We start from the raw sequence: 17,573 nt of genomic DNA on the forward strand, positions 1-17,573 counted from the left end.
CTGTTAGTCGAGTTGCGTCGTCTGCTCGAGGTGTGCCTCGGAAACGGGTGCGTCCTCGAGTTCCACGGCACGTCCCGTCTCGCTCGAGCGATAGATCGCGTCGATCACGCGCTGGACGGTGAGCGCTTCCTCGAGGGTGTTCGTCTCGGGCGGTGTCCCCGTCGCAACGGCCTCGAGGAACTGGGCGTCCTGTTCGGTGTAGCCGGTCAGCGACGAGTCGCCGGTGAGCGTCACGTCGGCGTAGTGGTCGCCGCCGGCGGTGCCCGTCTCCAGAATATCGAGGTTGGTGTCGCCGATATCGAACTGCGCGCCGCCCTCTGTGCCGCGAATTCGGAAGTCCATGCTCTCCTCGCGGTTGGTCGCCCACGCGGCCTCGAGCGAGATTGTCTGGCCCTCGGCGGTACGAATAAAGGCGCTGACGGAGTCGTCGACCTCGTAGGTCTCGGCTTCGGCGTCCCAGTTGTCGCCGAATCCGTCGGGGTCAGCGTACTCTTCATCGTGTCCGAACGTCGTTCTGGCGACGCCCGACACTTCCGTAATCTCGGGGAATTCGAGGGTGTAGAGGGCGAGATCGAGCGCGTGGACGCCGATGTCGAGCAGGGCACCGCCGCCGGCGAGTTCGGGATCGGTAAACCACGAGCCGGGGCCGGGAACGCCGCGGCGTCGAACGTAGTTCGCCTCGATGTGGGTGAGCTCGCCGAACCGGCCGCGCGCGTGGTACTCGTCGAACATCGCCATCGACGCGGCGTGGCGATTGTGAAAGCCCACCATGCAGATGCCGCCCGTTCTGGCCGCCGTCTCGGCGATTCGATCGGCACTTTCCAGGGAGTGAGCGAGCGGCTTTTCGACGAGTACGTCACAACCGGCCTCGAGTGCGTCGACGGTGATCGGTTCGTGGAACCGATTCGGCGTCGTGACGATGACGGCGTCGACGGCATCGTCGGCGACGAGTCCCTCGTGAGTTTCGTAGGTCGTCGCTCCGAACTCGTCGGCGAAGCGCTGGCGCTGGGCGTCGACGAGGTCGGCACCGGCGACGACGTCTGCACCGAGTTCCGTGATACTTTGTGCGTGGAGATGCCCCATCCCACCGAGGCCGACGATCCCGACACCGATGTCCGAGCCGTTCATCGGTACATCACCGACCGATGGTCGTTCACAACGGATATGTCGGAAGAAACGGTCAATTTCGCGGTCGTTTGCGTGCGATCCCGGTCCATACGCACTGGCGGTCGGCGATCAAAATAAGAGTTATGACTGATTAATCTGCACTATTTATCCGGACTTTACACCACCACGAGATCAGTTGTACATATCTACGATTTACGTCGATATAATTGTATATTTTAACCTGACTGTTCGGGTCGACGACCGACTCGACTAAACGGCTGGCTGCCGCGGTGTGGGCTATGACGACAGTCACGATCTGGAACGAGTTCCGACACGAACGCGAGGACGATGCCGTCGCGGCAATCTATCCCGACGGAATCCACGAGACAATCGCCGACGGCCTCGCCGCTGACGGGTCCGACCACGAGATTCGTACCGCAACGCTCGAGGAACCCGAACATGGACTCACCGAAACTGTCCTCGCGGAGACGGGCGTCTTACTCTGGTGGGGCCACGAGGCCCACGACGAGGTCTCGGAGGCAGTTGTCGATCGCGTTCAGGAGCGAGTCCTCGAGGGGATGGGACTGATCGTCTTACATTCGGGCCACTACTCGAAACTGTTCAAGCGCCTCATGGGAACGACCTGCAGCTTACAGTACCGCGAGGACGGCGCGACCGAACGACTCTGGGTCGTCGACCCCGGCCATCCGATCGCCGACGGACTCGGCGAATCGATCGAACTGCCCCGGACCGAGATGTACGGCGAACCGTTCGACGTTCCCGAACCCGACCGGCTGGTGTTCGTCAGCTGGTTCGAAGGTGGCGAGGTGTTCCGCAGCGGCTGTTGTTACAGACGCGGCAGCGGTCGTATCTTCTACTTTCGGCCGGGCCACGAAACGTATCCGATCTACGAGAACGAGGCCATCCAGCGGGTGCTTCGAAACGCCGTCGACTGGGCGACGCCGACCGAGGGGGCCCCACGAACGTTTGGCAAGCGAGACTGACAACGGCGACGTGCCGATTACCCGCTTCGCTGGGTGTCGACCAGTTCGACGACGACCTCGAGGTCGACACCAGTCGCTGCCTCGAGTCGCTCGCGCACCTCGTCAGCGAATCCGGGCAACTCCTGTTCGCCCGGTGGCCGCTCGACGAGGACGGTGACCGACGGCTGCCCACCGGTGTAGACGTCTACGAGTTCGTACGCGACGTCGCTCTCTCGGAACTGCAGGTCGTCGAACTCGGGGTCGTCGCTCATCGCCTCGAGTTCGGTCTTGACGTCGTGTTCGACAGCAGCAGTCTGGTAGGTTCCGTACGTGACGCCGCCGAGAACGACCGACAGCAGCGCAATCGCGACGAGAAGGACAACGACTCGCGATCGGAGTTGGCCATACGCGCGTTCGACGTGCTCTGATCGGTCCGGACGATATCCTGAGACCCACAACAGGATCAGTGCAGTGAGGTTGATTGACAGGAGGTTCACGAGGACGAGCGTGCCCGCAGTGACGACCACCATCGGATCCCCCCAGGCGATGCCGAGTCCAACGGTGGCCGCGGGCGGGACAAGTGCGACGGCAATCGCGACACCAACGAGGACCGATCCGACGTTGCGGGTGAGGCTGACGACCCCAGCCACGCCGGAGCCGAGTGCGAGAAAGAGCGCGAGCACGTTCGGCGAGATCCGTTCGGTGACCTGCGGAACGGTCGTAATGTCGAATCCGGGTGGGAGCAACACCGTCCCCCTGAGTGTCCAGCCGATCGTCGCCGCCGTGGCAACCGAGACGACGAGTCCAGCGACCTGCAAGCCGACACCGCGCGTCGCGAGTCCGTCGTCGTCGATGACGACGCCGACGCTTGCCGCCAGTGCCGGCCCCATCAACGGGGCCACAACCATTGCCCCGATGATCGTCGCCGCGGAATCGAGTAACAACCCGGCCGTCGCGATGGCCGTACTCACCACGAGCAAGATGAAGTACGTCGATGCGGCGGGGGCGAGATCCGCTGCTCGTGCCTGCAGTTCCTCTCGAGAGATCCTGGTCCCGGTAAACTGACCGGTCAACTCGTCCGTTCGGTTCGAGACGATCGTCTCCGTAGCCGTGACGACCGTGTACGAATCCTCGTCGAGGCCGGCGGTTCGAAGCGACGTGAGAAACGGCTCGACGGCGGCTGGCGGCACAGGAACCGAGACGAGCGCCTCGAACTCTCCGTGGCTCGTTTCCTCGGTAACGGCGTAATCGAGGCCCGTCGACGCCGCCGTCTCGAGGACGAGCTCAAGTTCACCCTGTGGGACGAACACCTGTACGAGACGCATACGCCCTTTAGGACGGACACGGACATAGGATGTCGTCTCCCAGACAAGAGTGTCAGGACTCCGTGTCAGTTCGCTCGGCTATAGGAAACCGGCTTGTGCCGATAGTCTGCCGCGTCGTTGTCGGCTCGTACACGGCGAACGCGCACACTCGCGCTGTCAGAACTCGTGGTGGCCTTCGTCGGTGATGACGCTCTCGAGCAGCGACACCGGCGTCGCGTCGTACGCCGGGTTCTCGACGGCGAATCCGTCTGCTGGCTCGGGCATGACCTCGCTGCCCGTTCGGAACTCGTTTTCGAAGACGAACCCCTCGGAGACGATTTTCGACGCCGAGCCGAGGACGGTCACCGGCACGTCGAGTTGGCTCGCCGTGGCCGCGATCGGGAACGTACCGACGCGGTTGTACAGCGTGTCGTCGACGATACAGTCCATGCCGACGACGACGCGGTCACATTCCTCGAGGTAGACGCCGTGTGCGCTGTCGGTGATGAGCGTTGCGTCGACGTCGTCGATCTCGGCCAGCGCTCGCGCCGTCTTGCGCCCGATGTACCGCGGCCGGGCCTCCGTGATGTAGACGTCGAAGGACTTGCCAGCCTCGACCGCTTGCTCGATGGCCTCGAGCACCGTCGAGGAGTAGTCGTGGGTCAACAGCGTTGCGCCGTCCTCGAGCGCGTCGACGGCGTTTTCGGCCGCCAGCCGTTTGCCGGATTCGACCCGCGAGATGACCGCGTCGATCTTGTCCTGCGTGTACCGTTTTGCCTCCTCGACAGTGTCGAGGTCGGCATCGCTGACGTCATCGACGACCTCTCTGACTGCGGTCTGCAGCGATGCGTGTGACGGGTTCGCCCGCCGCAGCACCGTCCCGTTGCGCTCGAGCGAGCGAACGTACTCCTCGACGGTCGCGAACTCCCGATCGAGCAGTTCCTCGAGCGCCCGCGTCGCGTTTACGGCTATCACCGAGGAGCTGTGCGTCTGCATTTCCTGAATCTCCTCGACCGTCTCGTCGATCATACCTGCATGGATTCCCGTAAGTGCAAAAGGTGTTCCGGGTCAGCCAGTCTGAACGGATAACCCGACACCAACCCTCACTTACCGACCTCGTGCTCGAACCCGAAGCGTCGCCGCAACTCGCTTTCGATCCGCTCGGTGAACTCGTCGAGGACGGCCTCGAACTGCTCGTCGTCGACAGCACCGACACGGTCCTTCGGGTCGTCAGGAAGTTCGACGCTGAACTCGCCGTCCCCGTGATAGATCGGTTCGCTCTCGCTGAGCACCTGCCGATCGATCGCCCGGAGCACCTCGGAGTCGACGCGGCCGTGCAGTTGCTGATACGCATTCGAGTAGGCCGCCTCAAGTTCCTCGAAGTAGTAGACGTATTTTTCCTCGAACTGTTCAGGATCGAACTCGGTGCCGGCGTTCGGGTCGGTTCCGGAGTCGCGCTCGCTCATGGACTGGTCTCCGTTTGCCAGTCGGTAAACAGTTCTGTCACGGCAACCGTCTTGAGCGGTCGGGTGGGTCCGCGACCGCACGCTTACGGTCCGTGGTGCCGTACAATTACTAATGACCGACTCCTCCTCATCCCCGATCACCGTCCGGTACACGTGCCCGCACTGCGACGCCGTCCACAGTATCGACCGCGCGCCTGATCTCGCGGACCGCTCGGTCACGAAACACTCACAACCGGGCTGGGAGTACGCCACGCCGGACGACGACCTCGAGGTCCGCGAGACCGCGGATGGAATCGCCTTCATCTGCGGCGAAGACGGCCCTGTTACCGATCTCGAAGGGAAGCAAATCGAGGGCTGTGGCCGGCCCTTTTACCTCAACTTCGTCCGTTTCGAGCAGGGCGTCGAACTCGATCCAAATCCGGCGACCTACGGCGGCCCGCGCTTCGATTTTAACGGGTGACGGTTTCGGTCCCCATCTCGTGCGAACACAACCCTTTTCGACGGCGGGACCTACCTCCGGACATGGACGAAACCGCCGTTCGCGACCGCCTCCGGTCGGTCGACGATCCGGAACTCGGCGACGATATCGTGTCGCTCGGACTGGTCAACGACATCACCGTCGACGGCGATGAGGTCGCTATCGACCTCGCACTGGGTGCGCCCTACTCGCCGACGGAGAGTTCGATCGCCGCCGAGATTCGCGAACTGCTCATAGAGGACGGTCTCGAGCCGGAGCTCTCGGCGAGCATTCCGGACCGAGACGACCTCGCGAGCGAAGAACAGGTGTTGCCGAACGTCAAGAACGTCATCGCCGTCTCCTCCGGGAAGGGTGGAGTCGGCAAATCGACTGTCGCGGTCAACCTCGCCGCCGGGCTCTCGCAGCTCGGGGCCCGCGTCGGCCTGTTCGACGCCGACGTCTACGGCCCGAACGTGCCGCGGATGGTCGACGCCGACGAGCCGCCGATGGCGACCGAAGATGAAACCCTCGTCCCACCCGAGAAGTACGGCGTGAAGCTGATGAGCATGGCCTTCCTGACTGGCAAGGACGATCCCGTCATCTGGCGCGGTCCGATGGTCCACAAGGTCATCACACAACTTACCGAGGACGTCGAGTGGGGGCATCTCGATTACCTCATCGTCGACCTGCCGCCGGGCACGGGCGACACGCAGCTGACGATGCTCCAGACGATGCCCGTCACAGGAGCTGTCATCGTCACGACGCCCCAAGACGTCGCCCTAGACGACGCCCGAAAGGGGCTCGAGATGTTCGCGGAACACGACACGATCGTCCTCGGTATCGCCGAGAACATGTCGACGTTCGCCTGTCCCGACTGTGGCGGCGAACACGACATCTTCGATTCCGGCGGCGGCAAGACGTTCGCCGACGAACACGAGATGCCGTTTCTCGGTTCGATCCCGCTCGATCCCATCGTCCGCGAGGGCGGCGACGGCGGCGAACCGACGGTCCTGCGAGACGACAACGACACCGCCGACGCATTTCGGACGCTCACCCAAAACGTCGCGAACAACACGGGAATCGTCCACCGACGCAACGTCTCTCAGACGAGACGCAACGAAGCCGTCTCGAGCGACCGATAGGACACCTCCACTCGAACCCGATTACGTGCCGACAGCCGACCGCTCCGGTCACACGCCGGCAGCCGCGTCATTTTTGCGAGCGCGCTGCCACACTCCAGTGTGGACGCATATCAACGCTCTCGAGCGAACCCCTACGGCATGGACGAGGCGTGTCGGAACTGCCCGGCACTCTGTGAGACCCGCACACAGGTCGTCCACGGCTACGGCGATGTCGGTGCCGACTTCCTGTTCGTCGGCGAGCGCCCGACCGAAAGCGCGGACGAAGTCGGCGTGCCGTTTGCGGCCGCCCTCGGTAGCGAGACGGCAGCCGATCGTGACGAGTCGGGAACGACCCTTCGGCGACTCCTCGAGCGACTCGGCCTCTGTGATTCGACCTCGCCGATCGACCAGCCCGTCCTCGAGAACGCCTACCTGACGAACCTCACGCGCTGTCGCGACCCCGACCGCAAGCCGACCGACGAGGAGATCGGGAACTGCGAGCCCTTTCTCAACGCCGAAATCCGCTCGATCAACCCTCACATTCTCATTCCCGTCGGCGAGCGCGCTCTCGCCGAACTCGGCGACGAGTATACGACGACCCCGGCCGAAGAGCTCTCGCTGCCGGCCGATCACGGGCGGCGAATCCGTGGCCGCGGGTTCGAACTCGTTCCCATGATCGACCCGCGCGAGCAGTCCACCGAGCAGACCCAGGCGTGGCTCGAGGCGTTCGTCGAACTGATGGCCTCGGATTATCGCCAAACGAAAGGACAGCGGGATCGATAACGGCCGACGCGGCCATCCAACGGCCGATCGTCAGCGAGCGTCACTACCAGTACGGGCCTTCGCGCCATCGCTTGGATCGCGCACCAAGCACGATTAGCAGTCCGACGACGACGGCCGTCACTGCTAACACACCGAGCGTCGAGGTCGCGTATTCGCCAGCCGACTCGAGCACGACGCCGTCGACGAAACTCCAGCTTCCGAGTACCACCAGTCCGACGACGACCAGCGTGCCGAGCAGGCCGACGGAACCAGGGATCGATCGCGTTACTGATTGCTCGTCCATAGCCGACTGCAGACACCCCACTACCATAATTCGTCCGGCGTCCGTCGCTCGATCGACGGGACCGTCCCCGGAAGCGCCGCGTTCAAGGAGTACGCAGACGGAGTGTCGTGTATGATCGTCGTCGTTCCGGTCGATCCCCCTCGAGCCGGACTCGTGTTGTCGTCGCTCGTCGACCGAACACCCCTGACCGACGCCGAAGCGGTTACGCTCTACGAGGCGTCGGTCAGCGACGTCTGTCGAGCCGTCGACGCGAGCGGCGGCGACCTGCTGGTCAACTACCGTGACGAGACGACCCTCCCCGAGGCGTTCGCCGACGGGGACGCCGAAGCCGAAATCCGGACGCTCGTCGCCGACGCACTCGGCGACCTCGAGACGCCCGACGACGACGGCCCACACGGCAACGAGCGCGTCCGGTTCGAACGCCAGGTCGGCTCGACTCACAGCGCCCGCATCGGCAACACCGTTACCCACCTCCTCGAGCGCGAAGACGCGAGCAGCGTGGGCGTCCTCGAGCCGACGGCCGCGCTGGTCGGCCGAACGCAGATCGACGGCGCGGCGATGTCGCTTCGCCGCCACGACGTCGTCCTCGGCCCCGCTGCGGACGGACGGGTGTATTTCGCCGGCTTCGGCGAGCCAATCGACTTCACCGACGCCTACGCCGGGCCAGAACTGCCCACGCTGGCGACCCGCGCTGAGAAGGCCGGTCTCGGGATCGGGTTCGCCCCGATGCACCCAACCATCGCGACACCGGCTGGCCTGCGATCGACACTCGGACTCCTCGAGGCCCGGCGAGTCGCCGGCACGCCGGGTGCTGTTGCCACGGCTGCCGTCGTCGACGAGCTTGGTCTGACGATTGGCGACGACGGCTCGCTCGAGCGAGCGTAACCGACAACCCTTTTTGACCGGACGGAAAAGAGGGCAGTGAGGTGGGGTGGCAGAGCGGCCTAACGCGCCTGCCTTGAGAGCAGGTGGCTGTCAAGCCTCATGGGTTCAAATCCCATCCCCACCGTTTTTCGCGAACAACTGTGACGAGCGTAGCGAGGAGCACGTGAGCGGAAAACGACACGTTGGGATTTGAATTAGGGAAGTCGCAGCCCGGGAAGCGAACGAAGTGAGCGACCCGGAACGTCTTCACGTGGTTCAAATCCCATCCCCACCGTTTCGATAACAATCCTGCCTCAAGCAGCGAGACATCGTCGCATCGCTATCGACTCGAGACAGCACGAAACAGACGACTCGAGAAGGAAGCCGTCGGACCGCGGTTACTGATAGGAGAGTTCGAGGGTGCGAGCGCGCTCGAGTAAGTCCGCGTCGTAGTACTCTTCAGTCTGCTCGGGGCGAGTGTCGTCGATCGCACGGACCTGCAGGATCGTGTTGCGGAAGACCTTGAACGTGGCCTCGTCGACCATCTGTCCGTCGAGGGTGACCGCGCCGGTCCCCTCCGCTTTGGCCTCGTTGAAGCGCTCGATCTTGCTCACGTCGCGCTCGAGTTCCTCGGCCGTCGGCATGTGGATCGTGTTCGCCTGAATCGTCTGTTTGGGATACAGCGACCACGAGCCGTCGAGGCCGAGGTGGGCTTCGTGTTCGACCTGATCAGCGTAGGCGTCGGCGTTGTAGTAGGTCAGACCGGCGCGCTCTTTGAACAGGTCGTCGAACGGGCCACCGATCGAGAGCAGGTCGCCGGCGCTGGCTTCGTTCGACAGTTCCTCTAACAGCGCGTCCCAGCGTGGGCGACCGTCGCCGAGGTCTCGAGCACCGAGTTCGGCGGCGTAGTCGACGGGCCCGAAGACGAGTGCGGTGAGTCGGGATTCCTCGCCGAACTTCGAGATTTCGTGGAGATCCGAGCGAGCACGACCGGTCTCGATGATGATCGAGAGCTTGATCGAGCCGTCGGCGTAGCCGTGTTCGGCCTCGGCCTCGGCGACGGCCTCGGCGGCGCGTTTGACGTCATCGATGCGACCGACCTTGGGGACGACGACGCCGTCAATCTCGTCGCCGATCTCGCCGACGAGCTGGTCGATCTGTTCGCGACCGCGATTTCGGAACGACTCGTCTTCGTAGCTCCACTCGACACGGGGCCAGATCTCGCCGGCGAAGTCGTACTCGGGGACGAGTTCGATCGTGTTCTCGAGGCCCTCGTCTTTCATGTTCGGCGCGGTGCCGTCTTCCATGTCGGGGACGAGCCAGTCGGGGGCCTGGAAGCCCTCAGCCTCGAGGCCCGAGCGGAGATATTTCGCCGAGTCGTCTTTTGGAACGGCGGCCGGTGCGGTCTGGAAGGTTCGGCAGAGTCGGATGTCGTCAGTCATGTCTGTGAATTCGTAGTTGTCTGCGTGCGATTATGATGTTCGATCGTGTTAGTTAGAACGCTTTTGGATTTCCGCCGTGCGTGTTCCCGAGTAGACAGGTTCGTCGTCTTGATTGAACGCGATGTGTTCGAAGGTGACGGTACCTGCCTGCTCGCTTGAGGCGTCGTCTTCGGCCGAGAGCACACGCGTAAAGGCGTAGACGGTGTCGCCCACGGCGACGAACGTGTGGAACGACTCGTCGTCGAAGCCGACCTCGCGCCAAGTCTGCTCGTCCGAGCGAGCGTGACCGAGTGCCGTCGAGCGGGTGACATCGCCGTAGGTGACGATGTCGCCCGACGGCGAGTCACTCATCACGTCGACGTTGTGGTGTTGTTTTGCCGTGTTGAGCGTCGACAGTGGGAGCTGGGCGACGGTGACGTCGTCCTGCGTCCGACCGCGTTCGTGGCGGTAAGCGACGGCCGCGTTCTCGCTGTCGGCTTCCTCGAGCGCCGCGACGAAGTCCTCGAAGTAGCCGCCGTCGGGCGTGATGAACACCTCGGGGAGGTCAGGTTTGTCGTCTTCCTCCTCGGCAGCGGCGGCACCACTCCCGTCAGTCGCGACAGGATCGCGACGCGGGATCATGTTCGTGCGCTCGTAGGAACACAGCACCTCACCGGTCTCGGCATCTTTCCCGCGGGTGCGCCACGAGACGATTCCGTACTCGGGTCGAGAACTCGAGGTCGCTGTGTTGACGACTTCGCTTTCGACGTGGAGTTCGGTGCCCGTATAGACCGGCGTACCGGGGAAGCGAACGTCGGTGCGACCGAGGAAGTAACCACCCTTCTCACTGAGGTCTTCGACGGTGATGCCCAGCGTCGCGGCGGTCAGATAGTCGGGGTGAACTGGCGGCTCCTCGAAGCCCCGGGCCTCGGCGGCGTCGCTGCGCCAGTAGGCGGGATCGTGGTTGAGCGTCTGGCCCATCCACTGTTCGTTGCCGAACTGGGTAAGCGTGAGGCCGGGGTCGTGCTCGATGACATCGCCTTCTTCGAAGTCCTCGAAGCAGTTGCCCTTCTCTTTGGTTTCGACGTGCTCGAGTGCCTGTGCGAACGTGTCGGGATCGGTCCAATCAGTCATCTGCAGTCACCTCGTCAGTCTGTTGTGGCTGGTTGCGTGCTCGTCGCGCGATCGTCCGTCGCATCTCGTTTTCGACGATCATGTAGCCCTCGTCGAAGCCCATTCCGGGCTTTGCGAGCACCTGCGCGGCGTTCGTCGCGAGCGCGACGTGGGCGCAGGCGCGTGCGGAGGTTTCCGTTTCGTTGCAGGTGCCACCGAGATACGCGCGAGTATCGGTCCCCTCACAGTAGCGGACCGCCTGACCACTGCGGTGGATGCCGCCCAAGTCGGGCGTCTTGACCTGCACGAGGTCGGCCGCGCCGGCGTCGACGAACGCCTGCACATCCTCGAAGGTGTTACACCACTCGTCGGCGACGATGTCGACGTCGACGCCGGCGTCGTCGAGTCCCTCGCGCAGTTCGACCATCGCCGAAATCTGGTCGGCACGGTTGCCGACGTCCATTGGTCCCTCGATCTGGATCGGATAGGGTGCGGCTGCCTCCTCGAGCGCCGCGAAGTAGTCGACCACGTCGTCGCGGTCGTACGGCGCGCCGAAGATCTCGCCGATCATTCCGTAGACGTCGATGTGGAATCGAGGCTCGTAATCGTCGGGACCGAGTTCTTGGGAGCGCTCGACGAGCCACTCGACGTACTCGAGGAGCGTTTCGCCGTCTTCGCCGATCTTCTCGACGCTGTTGATCAGCGCGTGGGGGAGGACGGGAACGCCCTTGATGAACATCTTCTCGGTGTTGGTGTAGCGGTCGTCGCCGGACTGGCCGAAGACGGGCACCGGCTCCGTCGCTGGCTCCGTGCCGAGTGCGTCGGCCATGACGTCTGTGCGCGTCGTGTTTTCGGCTTCGGCCGCGGCGGCGAGCAGTGCCTGTGAGACGCCGTACCGGATCGCCGTGTGTAGGCGGTCGCCGTCGACTTCCATCTCCTCGAGCAGTTCGGCGTTGTCGAGGAAGTCGGTCGCGTCGTGGCCGACGAGTTCGTCGGCGACGGGGCCCCCGATCACGGGGGCGTACTCCTCGGCTTTGAACAGCGGGTCGCGCCCGCCGGCACCGGAATACTGGACGGCGGCGCAGTCGCCGCGGACGACGGAGCCATCCTCGAGTTCGATGTCGACGATAATCGATTCGCCAGCCTGGCGAATCTCGTCGAAGCCGTCGGTGACGGGCTCGCCCTCGTAGGTGAAGCCGTCGTGTTCGGCACCTTGCTTGATCGCGCGCTGGTCGTCGAAGAAGAACCCGGAGTAGCCGGGCGTCGCGTATAGTCCTGTAATCTTCATAGTTTCACGTCACCCTGTGGGCGACCGATGAGTTTGCCGTCGCTGATCGCGTCGACGTCGTCTGCAACCATCCGGAACGACTGTTTGCGACCCTCGGTGTCGGCCCGCTGGGACAGTCGCGCCTTGTGAATTTCTTTGATATCGTCGTCCATCGCGAGGTCGGCCCACTCGAAAATGCGGACGCGACCGTCGTCGTCTCGAGCCGGGAGCACCGCCCCTTTCGCACTGTCGCTGGGGGCAAAGGGAACGTCGAGAGCGCCGGAGTCGAAGGCCTTGAGCGTCCCCTGCACGACGTCGCCGTCGCCGTGCTCGAAGATGGAGTCCATCAGACACCGCGTCTCGCGCTCGATGAGGTCCTGTTCTTCTGCGATACCATCGATGTCGATCTTCTGCTCGATGGCCATGTCGATGACCTGACGCGTGGTGCGCAGACCGGCGGAGTTGGCCTCCTTCGTCGGGACGCCCTGGAACTCCTGTGGGGACTTGGTGATAACCTTGTCCGGCTGGGCGATGGCGGCGGTCATGCCACCGAAGCTGATGACGCCGTTGGCGCGGGCCTCATCCGGCGGGAAGCCGCCCATCCACTCGTGGAAGACCGTCGTAACGACGACCTCGTCCGGCAGATATTCGTTGCCCAGCTTTTTGAGGGCGTTCAGGGCGGCGACGTCTTGGACGACGTTGCCGACCTGTCCGTAGCCGAGCGTGATCGAGCGCACGCCCTGCGTTGCGGCGAGCTTGCCTTCGACCAGCATGATCGCGATCGCGATCGACGGCGGGACGAGCGTCCCGGTCAGCGGCCCGAACGGTTCACGGTTGATCCGCACACCGCGTTCGGTATAAGCGCCCGCCAGTCGGTCGACAAACTGCCAGCGCTCGATCGTTTCCTCGAGCCCGTGGCGTTTCGTATACGGTATGTTGTAGGAGATCGGGCCGCCTTCGAAACTCTGGAAGCCACCCGCGAAGGTGATCGCCGCCAGCAGCCGGGCGTCCGGCGTGCCGTGGCGGACTTCGATCGGCGCGTCGATTGCGTCGATCAGTTTCCGACAGCCGTCGACGCCGTGGTTGACCGCCGGGAAGCCGTTCAGGGTGTCGTCGCCCGTCTCGCGGGCTTTCTCGAGTCCCTGTTGGGCTTTCTCGTACTCGTTGTCTCGCGTGTACGAGTCGATCGTGGTCGGGAGGAGATCCGCCTGCCCTTCTTTGTGGAGATATTCGAGGAGTTCGATCTGGTCGTCGAGCCGGGGAACACCGGCTCGTGGCTGCAAGAGCGGCTTGTCGGCCGACTCGAGGACGTCCGCGAATCGCTTGTGATCCGGCAGCGATTCGTGGTAGGCAATGGCGTCCTCGAAGTCGACGTCGGCGCCGGTGTGCCAGTCGGACCGAATCTCTTCGTCGATACGCCGTAGCTCGTCGGAGGGAATACGTTCGTCTCGTATCATCTAGGAACTGATAGTGGCGCGTTCCGACTCAGTCGGTGTAATCTGCAGGTCCTGGCGAAGCGCTTCGATCGCGTCTTCGGCATCGGTCTCGGAGTCGAAAACCCGGTCGAAGCCGAGCTCCCGGAACGTCTTTCGAGTCTGCTCGAAATCGTCCTGCCCGACGGCGAGGTTGCCACCGATGTAGGTGACTGCGTCGACGCCTGCATCCTCCAAGACCTGATGGAATCCCTGACAGTCCTGCTCGGCGTGGCCGTAGAGCGAGGAGACCAAGACGGCCTCGGCGTCGTGGTCTACAGCTGCCTCGGCGAACTCCTGCTGGGAGGTTTGGACACCGAGGTTGACAACGTCAAAGCCTGCTGCACTGAAGGCCTGCTCTAGGATTGTGATTCCAACGACGTGGGCATCGGAGCCGATCACGCCGAGGACGACCGTTTGGGACATCGTATGCAAAACCATGAGGAACACCCCTATAAACTTAATGATCTTCCATGATAATACTCCTTAAATCTCCTAACACCGTCTCAATGGGACAGTCTAACAAAGTACATGATCGATGGTAAGGGTTTAGGTCTTGGTATCGAAACTGCTCGTACATGGGAGCGCTTTCGAACCTCCGTGTGCTCGATCTGACCCAGGTGCTTGCTGGGCCGTACTGTACAATGTTACTCGCGGATATGGGCGCAGACGTCGTCAAAATCGAGCGCCCGGGAGGGGACCTCATCCGATCGAATCCGCCGTTCGTCGACGACCCCGACGAAGAGGCCTACGGAGGGTACTTCCAGAGTGTCAACCGTGGCAAAAAGAGCATCGAACTCGACTTCGGCGACGACGAGGATCGCGACGACTTCCTCTCGCTCGTCGAAGAGGCCGACATCGTCGTCGAGAACTACCGAGCGGGGACGATGGAGAAATACGACCTCGGCTACGAGACACTAACCGAGTACAACCCCGAACTCATCTACTCCTCGATTCGCGGCTTTGGCGACCCACGCACGGGCAAAACGGATCGTCAGGGACAGCCCTCCTTCGACCTCATCGCGCAGGCACTCGGGGGCGTGATGGAGATCACGGGTCAAGAAGACGGCCCACCGACGAAAACCGGTCCCGGCGTCGGCGACCTTTTTACCGCGACGCTGAACTGCATCGGCATTCTGGCGGCGGTCAACCACCGTGCCCAGACCGGTGAGGGCCAGTACGTCGACACCGGCATGTACGACTCGATGCTCAGCTTCACCGAACGCGCGATCTACCAGCAGTCCTACACCGGTGAGGCACCGAGCCGACAGGGCAACTCCCACCCGACGCTGTTCCCCTACGATGCCTTCGAAACTGCGGATGGGTACACCGTCATCGCCGCCTTCGGCACCAACCACTGGAAAGAGGTCTGTGCAGCGATGGGCCGTGAGGACCTCGCCGAGGAGTACCCCACCGCAGCCGACCGCCTCGAGCACCGCGATGCCCTGCGCGAGGAGATGGCCGCCTGGACGGCCGAGTTGACCAACGACGAACTCATCGACACCCTCGAGGGCCGTGTGCCGGTCGCCCCGGTCCAGACCACCGAGGAGATTTTCGAGGACCCGCACGTCCACGCCCGCGACATGCTCGTCTCGGTCGAACAGCCCGGCGCCGACCGCGAGGTCGAGATCGCTGGCAACCCGATCAAAATGTCCAAGACGACGCCCGAGCCGCGCGGTCGCGCGCCGTTGCTCGACGAACACCGCGAGGAAGTGCTCGGTGACGAAGCCGAGACAACGGCCGACGACTAGCGAGATTCTGCTGTATTTCTGTTGGGCTCCCCTTGCCTGAAGCCGCCAAGCAACTGCGCTCGAGCGGTCGATCCGTGCGTGGATTCGAGTCAGCCGTTACTATACTCCGGCTGAAAGAGTGCAGGCGGCGCGTGACAGCCACAGGGCGAGGCGATGGCTTCCGTCGGACCGATAACGGTCAGCATCGTCACTGGCGACCCACAGGACGCACAGTCGGGAAACGACGTGTCGGGCTCGAGGTCGTCGGCTACGTCCATGAGGTCCTCCGTGACCGGGGCCGTCGGTCGATGAGATGTACGTCAGCAGCCGACAGCCGATCCGAGAAGCGTGGTCGAACTGGACGAGACAAGCGTCGGGTGAGCGGGGGGAGTCCCGCGAGTGGATGTGATGTCATGGTTCGTACCGTTCAGGGCCGAAAGCCGCCGTTCGCGAGGCATACCCGGACAGGTCGTTCCCGCAGGCGAGTTGTAGCTTCCGTTCGTCACAGTTTCGTACGGAAGCTTATAACTATTGTCGATTGTCAGAACTAATGGTCACGGCAAACGGTGATTAACCGTCGGGTTGCGTGAACTCCAGCCCACAGGGCCGATCTCGAGTCACCGGCCACGATGGCGTGGCCAAGAACCGTGCTACTCGTCGTCCGATTCCTCGGGACGGTGGTCGACACCACACGCCTGCAGTACCTGTCGACGTGGTACGTCTTCGCTCCGGGATCGGTTTCTGCGAGCACATGCTCTCGAGATGAGCCGTGCATTCGTCGCTGAGTCGCTCGGGAGATCGTATCTGGACACGATTACACAGAGAGGACCAACGCTGCGACGGAAACGCACCGACTGACGGGTTGCGTCCACGAGTGACGGCCGGAGAGTAACTCTTTTGCGGGACCCCTACACACGTTCCCGTATGGACTGGCCACACGATCCCGACGGAGAGCAGGGCAGCGAAGGGATGCGCAAGTTCGATATGCGAATCATCGCCGACAAAGTCGACGAGGAAGAGGACTTCCCGCTCGACCGCGACGAGTTCGTCGACGAACACGGCGACGATCCGATTCGAATCAACCACAAACGAGTCGTGGCGATGCGCGAGATTTTCGAGTACGTCGACGAACCGGAGTTCGAGACGATCCTCGATATGCACAAAGCGGTCGGCGCAGCGATGCGCACCGGTGACTTCTGGGACTACCACCCGAAAGGCGCAAACCCCGAGAAGAAACACGCCTAACGGACTGTTCGCACAGTAATCGACTCGAGTCGATCGACGATCGCGTTTTTCGCCCATCACGAATCTGGATTACGTATCACTTATACGATGGCGTTCGAAAGAATCGAGCACCGTGACTAATACGCAGGTGACGCTCTTTCAGATCGACAACTACGGGCCGTGGACGGTGACGCCGGAACCACGACGGGAAGCGGACCTCCAGACGCTGCAGTCCCGGCTCTACGCCGACATTTCTCAGTTCGTCGGTAACCGCGGCGGCTACGTCTTCTTCACGCGCTTTGATAACATGATCGCCGTCACGAACGGCTGCTCGTTCGAGGACCACGAACTCCTGCAGGAATCCGTCGGTAACCGCTACCCCGTGACACTCAGTATCGGCGTTGCGACCGGCACGAACCCCGTTCAGGCACTCGCCGACGCGACGGCCCGCATTCAAGAGGCCGGCAGCGCACAGGACAAGACCCGCCGGGAGTGTCTCGAGGGCCGAGTCATCGAGGCTCCTCATCGGACCGACGGAGACGTCCAGATTGCCCACTTCGACGTCGTCAACGCGACCGGTCAGTACACCGACGAACTCAACGCCTTCGATACGTTCATCGAGATCGAACAGGGGTATGCAGAACTCATGCGACACATGCGGTATGCCCACAACAGCCTCTCCTTTTTCGTCGGCGGCGACAACATCATCGTCGTCTGCCCGGACCTCGAGGCAGCCGACTACGAGGAAGCGGTCGCCCACGTCGAGGCGGCCGTCGACGTCGAGTTGCAGGTCGGGGTCGGTCGCGGCAAAAGCGCCCACGACGCCGGCTTCGCGGCGAAACACGCCCTCGAAACGTGCCGTGCCGACGGCACCCGAGTCGAACTCGAGTTGTAGCCGTCCCGAAACGGCGAACTACGGACCTTCGACGCGAGTTCGCTTAAGTGTGGTGGAGGTAGCTTTTAGCCGGTCTGTGTGTA

The 17,573-nt window shown here is 63.1% G+C and carries 19 protein-coding genes and 1 tRNA gene; 9 read left to right on the plus strand and 11 right to left on the minus strand.

From position 1 onward, the window contains the following. Positions 1-3 precede the first annotated feature (3 nt). Entirely contained in the window at positions 4-1,128 is a 1,125-nt protein-coding gene (locus GCU68_RS13635) for a Gfo/Idh/MocA family protein (RefSeq protein WP_152942479.1), read from the minus strand. Between the two features lie 278 nt (positions 1,129-1,406). Between GCU68_RS13635 and GCU68_RS13640 the strand changes: the two genes are divergently transcribed. Next, positions 1,407-2,111, plus strand: a complete 705-nt coding sequence (locus GCU68_RS13640) for a ThuA domain-containing protein (RefSeq protein ID WP_152942480.1) — start codon at positions 1,407-1,409, stop codon at positions 2,109-2,111. Between the two features lie 17 nt (positions 2,112-2,128). On the opposite strand, the gene GCU68_RS13645 is transcribed toward GCU68_RS13640, so the two are convergent. From GCU68_RS13645 to GCU68_RS13655, 3 genes are all read right to left on the minus strand, one after another. Then, on the minus strand, positions 2,129-3,415 hold the full coding sequence (locus tag GCU68_RS13645) for a TIGR00341 family protein (protein ID WP_152942482.1): 1,287 nt from the start codon (positions 3,413-3,415) through the stop codon (positions 2,129-2,131). 156 nt (positions 3,416-3,571) lie between these two features. After that, the gene (locus tag GCU68_RS13650) at positions 3,572-4,423 is read right to left on the minus strand and encodes a translation initiation factor eIF-2B (protein WP_152942484.1); all 852 of its coding nucleotides are present in this window, start codon (positions 4,421-4,423) and stop codon (positions 3,572-3,574) included. Between the two features lie 74 nt (positions 4,424-4,497). After that, on the minus strand, positions 4,498-4,860 hold the full coding sequence (locus GCU68_RS13655) for a DUF5783 family protein (RefSeq protein WP_152942486.1): 363 nt from the start codon (positions 4,858-4,860) through the stop codon (positions 4,498-4,500). A 112-nt stretch (positions 4,861-4,972) separates the two neighbouring features. Between GCU68_RS13655 and GCU68_RS13660 the strand changes: the two genes are divergently transcribed. The 3 genes from GCU68_RS13660 to GCU68_RS13670 all read left to right on the plus strand — a co-directional run bounded on the left by GCU68_RS13660 (position 4,973) and on the right by GCU68_RS13670 (position 7,221). Then, positions 4,973-5,320, plus strand: coding sequence for a hypothetical protein (locus tag GCU68_RS13660; RefSeq protein ID WP_152942488.1), 348 nt, complete (start codon positions 4,973-4,975; stop codon positions 5,318-5,320). A 62-nt stretch (positions 5,321-5,382) separates the two neighbouring features. Further along, on the plus strand, positions 5,383-6,459 hold the full coding sequence (locus GCU68_RS13665) for an Mrp/NBP35 family ATP-binding protein (protein WP_152942490.1): 1,077 nt from the start codon (positions 5,383-5,385) through the stop codon (positions 6,457-6,459). Between the two features lie 138 nt (positions 6,460-6,597). Further along, positions 6,598-7,221, plus strand: coding sequence for a uracil-DNA glycosylase (locus GCU68_RS13670; protein ID WP_152943727.1), 624 nt, complete (start codon positions 6,598-6,600; stop codon positions 7,219-7,221). A gap of 43 nt (positions 7,222-7,264) precedes the next feature. Here GCU68_RS13670 and GCU68_RS13675 read toward each other — a convergent pair whose 3' ends face one another. Then, positions 7,265-7,504 carry a hypothetical protein gene (locus GCU68_RS13675; RefSeq protein ID WP_152942491.1) on the minus strand — a complete coding sequence of 80 codons (240 nt, stop codon included), beginning with the start codon at positions 7,502-7,504 and terminating at the stop codon, positions 7,265-7,267. Positions 7,505-7,615: 111 nt separating this feature from the next. Here GCU68_RS13675 and GCU68_RS13680 point away from each other — a divergent pair, with 111 nt between their 5' ends. Continuing rightward, on the plus strand, positions 7,616-8,389 hold the full coding sequence (locus GCU68_RS13680) for a hypothetical protein (RefSeq protein WP_152942493.1): 774 nt from the start codon (positions 7,616-7,618) through the stop codon (positions 8,387-8,389). 40 nt (positions 8,390-8,429) lie between these two features. Further along, positions 8,430-8,513, plus strand: a tRNA-Ser gene (locus GCU68_RS13685). 253 nt (positions 8,514-8,766) lie between these two features. Here GCU68_RS13685 and citE read toward each other — a convergent pair. From citE to glmS, 5 genes are read right to left on the minus strand one after another with little or no spacing between them, the layout of a single operon-like run. Beyond that, the gene (citE, locus tag GCU68_RS13690) at positions 8,767-9,810 is read right to left on the minus strand and encodes an L-malyl-CoA/beta-methylmalyl-CoA lyase (RefSeq protein ID WP_152942495.1); all 1,044 of its coding nucleotides are present in this window, start codon (positions 9,808-9,810) and stop codon (positions 8,767-8,769) included. A 48-nt stretch (positions 9,811-9,858) separates the two neighbouring features. After that, positions 9,859-10,923 carry a 2-methylfumaryl-CoA hydratase gene (mch, locus tag GCU68_RS13695; protein ID WP_152942497.1) on the minus strand — a complete coding sequence of 355 codons (1,065 nt, stop codon included), beginning with the start codon at positions 10,921-10,923 and terminating at the stop codon, positions 9,859-9,861. Further along, complete coding sequence (locus GCU68_RS13700) at positions 10,916-12,190, minus strand: methylaspartate ammonia-lyase (RefSeq protein ID WP_152942499.1); 1,275 nt, start codon at positions 12,188-12,190, stop codon at positions 10,916-10,918. The genes mch and GCU68_RS13700 overlap by 8 nt, the downstream gene beginning before the upstream one ends. After that, entirely contained in the window at positions 12,187-13,626 is a 1,440-nt protein-coding gene (locus tag GCU68_RS13705) for a methylaspartate mutase subunit E (RefSeq protein ID WP_152942501.1), read from the minus strand. The genes GCU68_RS13700 and GCU68_RS13705 overlap by 4 nt, the downstream gene beginning before the upstream one ends. Continuing rightward, positions 13,627-14,082, minus strand: a complete 456-nt coding sequence (gene glmS, locus GCU68_RS13710) for a methylaspartate mutase subunit S (protein ID WP_152942503.1) — start codon at positions 14,080-14,082, stop codon at positions 13,627-13,629. It abuts the gene before it with no gap. A gap of 137 nt (positions 14,083-14,219) precedes the next feature. Between glmS and mct the strand changes: the two genes are divergently transcribed. Next, positions 14,220-15,392 (plus strand): succinyl-CoA:mesaconate CoA-transferase, encoded by a 1,173-nt coding sequence (gene mct / locus GCU68_RS13715; protein ID WP_152942505.1) that lies wholly within the window; start codon positions 14,220-14,222, stop codon positions 15,390-15,392. Positions 15,393-15,481: 89 nt separating this feature from the next. Here the strand turns inward: mct and GCU68_RS21360 are convergent, their stop codons facing one another. Next, positions 15,482-15,649, minus strand: a complete 168-nt coding sequence (locus tag GCU68_RS21360; RefSeq protein ID WP_168927098.1) for a hypothetical protein — start codon at positions 15,647-15,649, stop codon at positions 15,482-15,484. 646 nt (positions 15,650-16,295) lie between these two features. On the opposite strand from GCU68_RS21360, the gene GCU68_RS13720 reads away from it, so the two are divergent. After that, positions 16,296-16,616: a DUF5785 family protein gene (locus GCU68_RS13720; protein WP_152942507.1), complete on the plus strand. Its 321-nt coding sequence runs from the start codon at positions 16,296-16,298 to the stop codon at positions 16,614-16,616. A 112-nt stretch (positions 16,617-16,728) separates the two neighbouring features. Then, positions 16,729-17,490, plus strand: a complete 762-nt coding sequence (locus tag GCU68_RS13725; RefSeq protein ID WP_152942509.1) for a GTP cyclohydrolase III — start codon at positions 16,729-16,731, stop codon at positions 17,488-17,490. Positions 17,491-17,573: the final 83 nt, after the last annotated feature.

Source organism: Natronorubrum aibiense (genome assembly GCF_009392895.1).
Taxonomy (GTDB): Archaea; Halobacteriota; Halobacteria; order Halobacteriales; family Natrialbaceae; genus Natronorubrum; species Natronorubrum aibiense.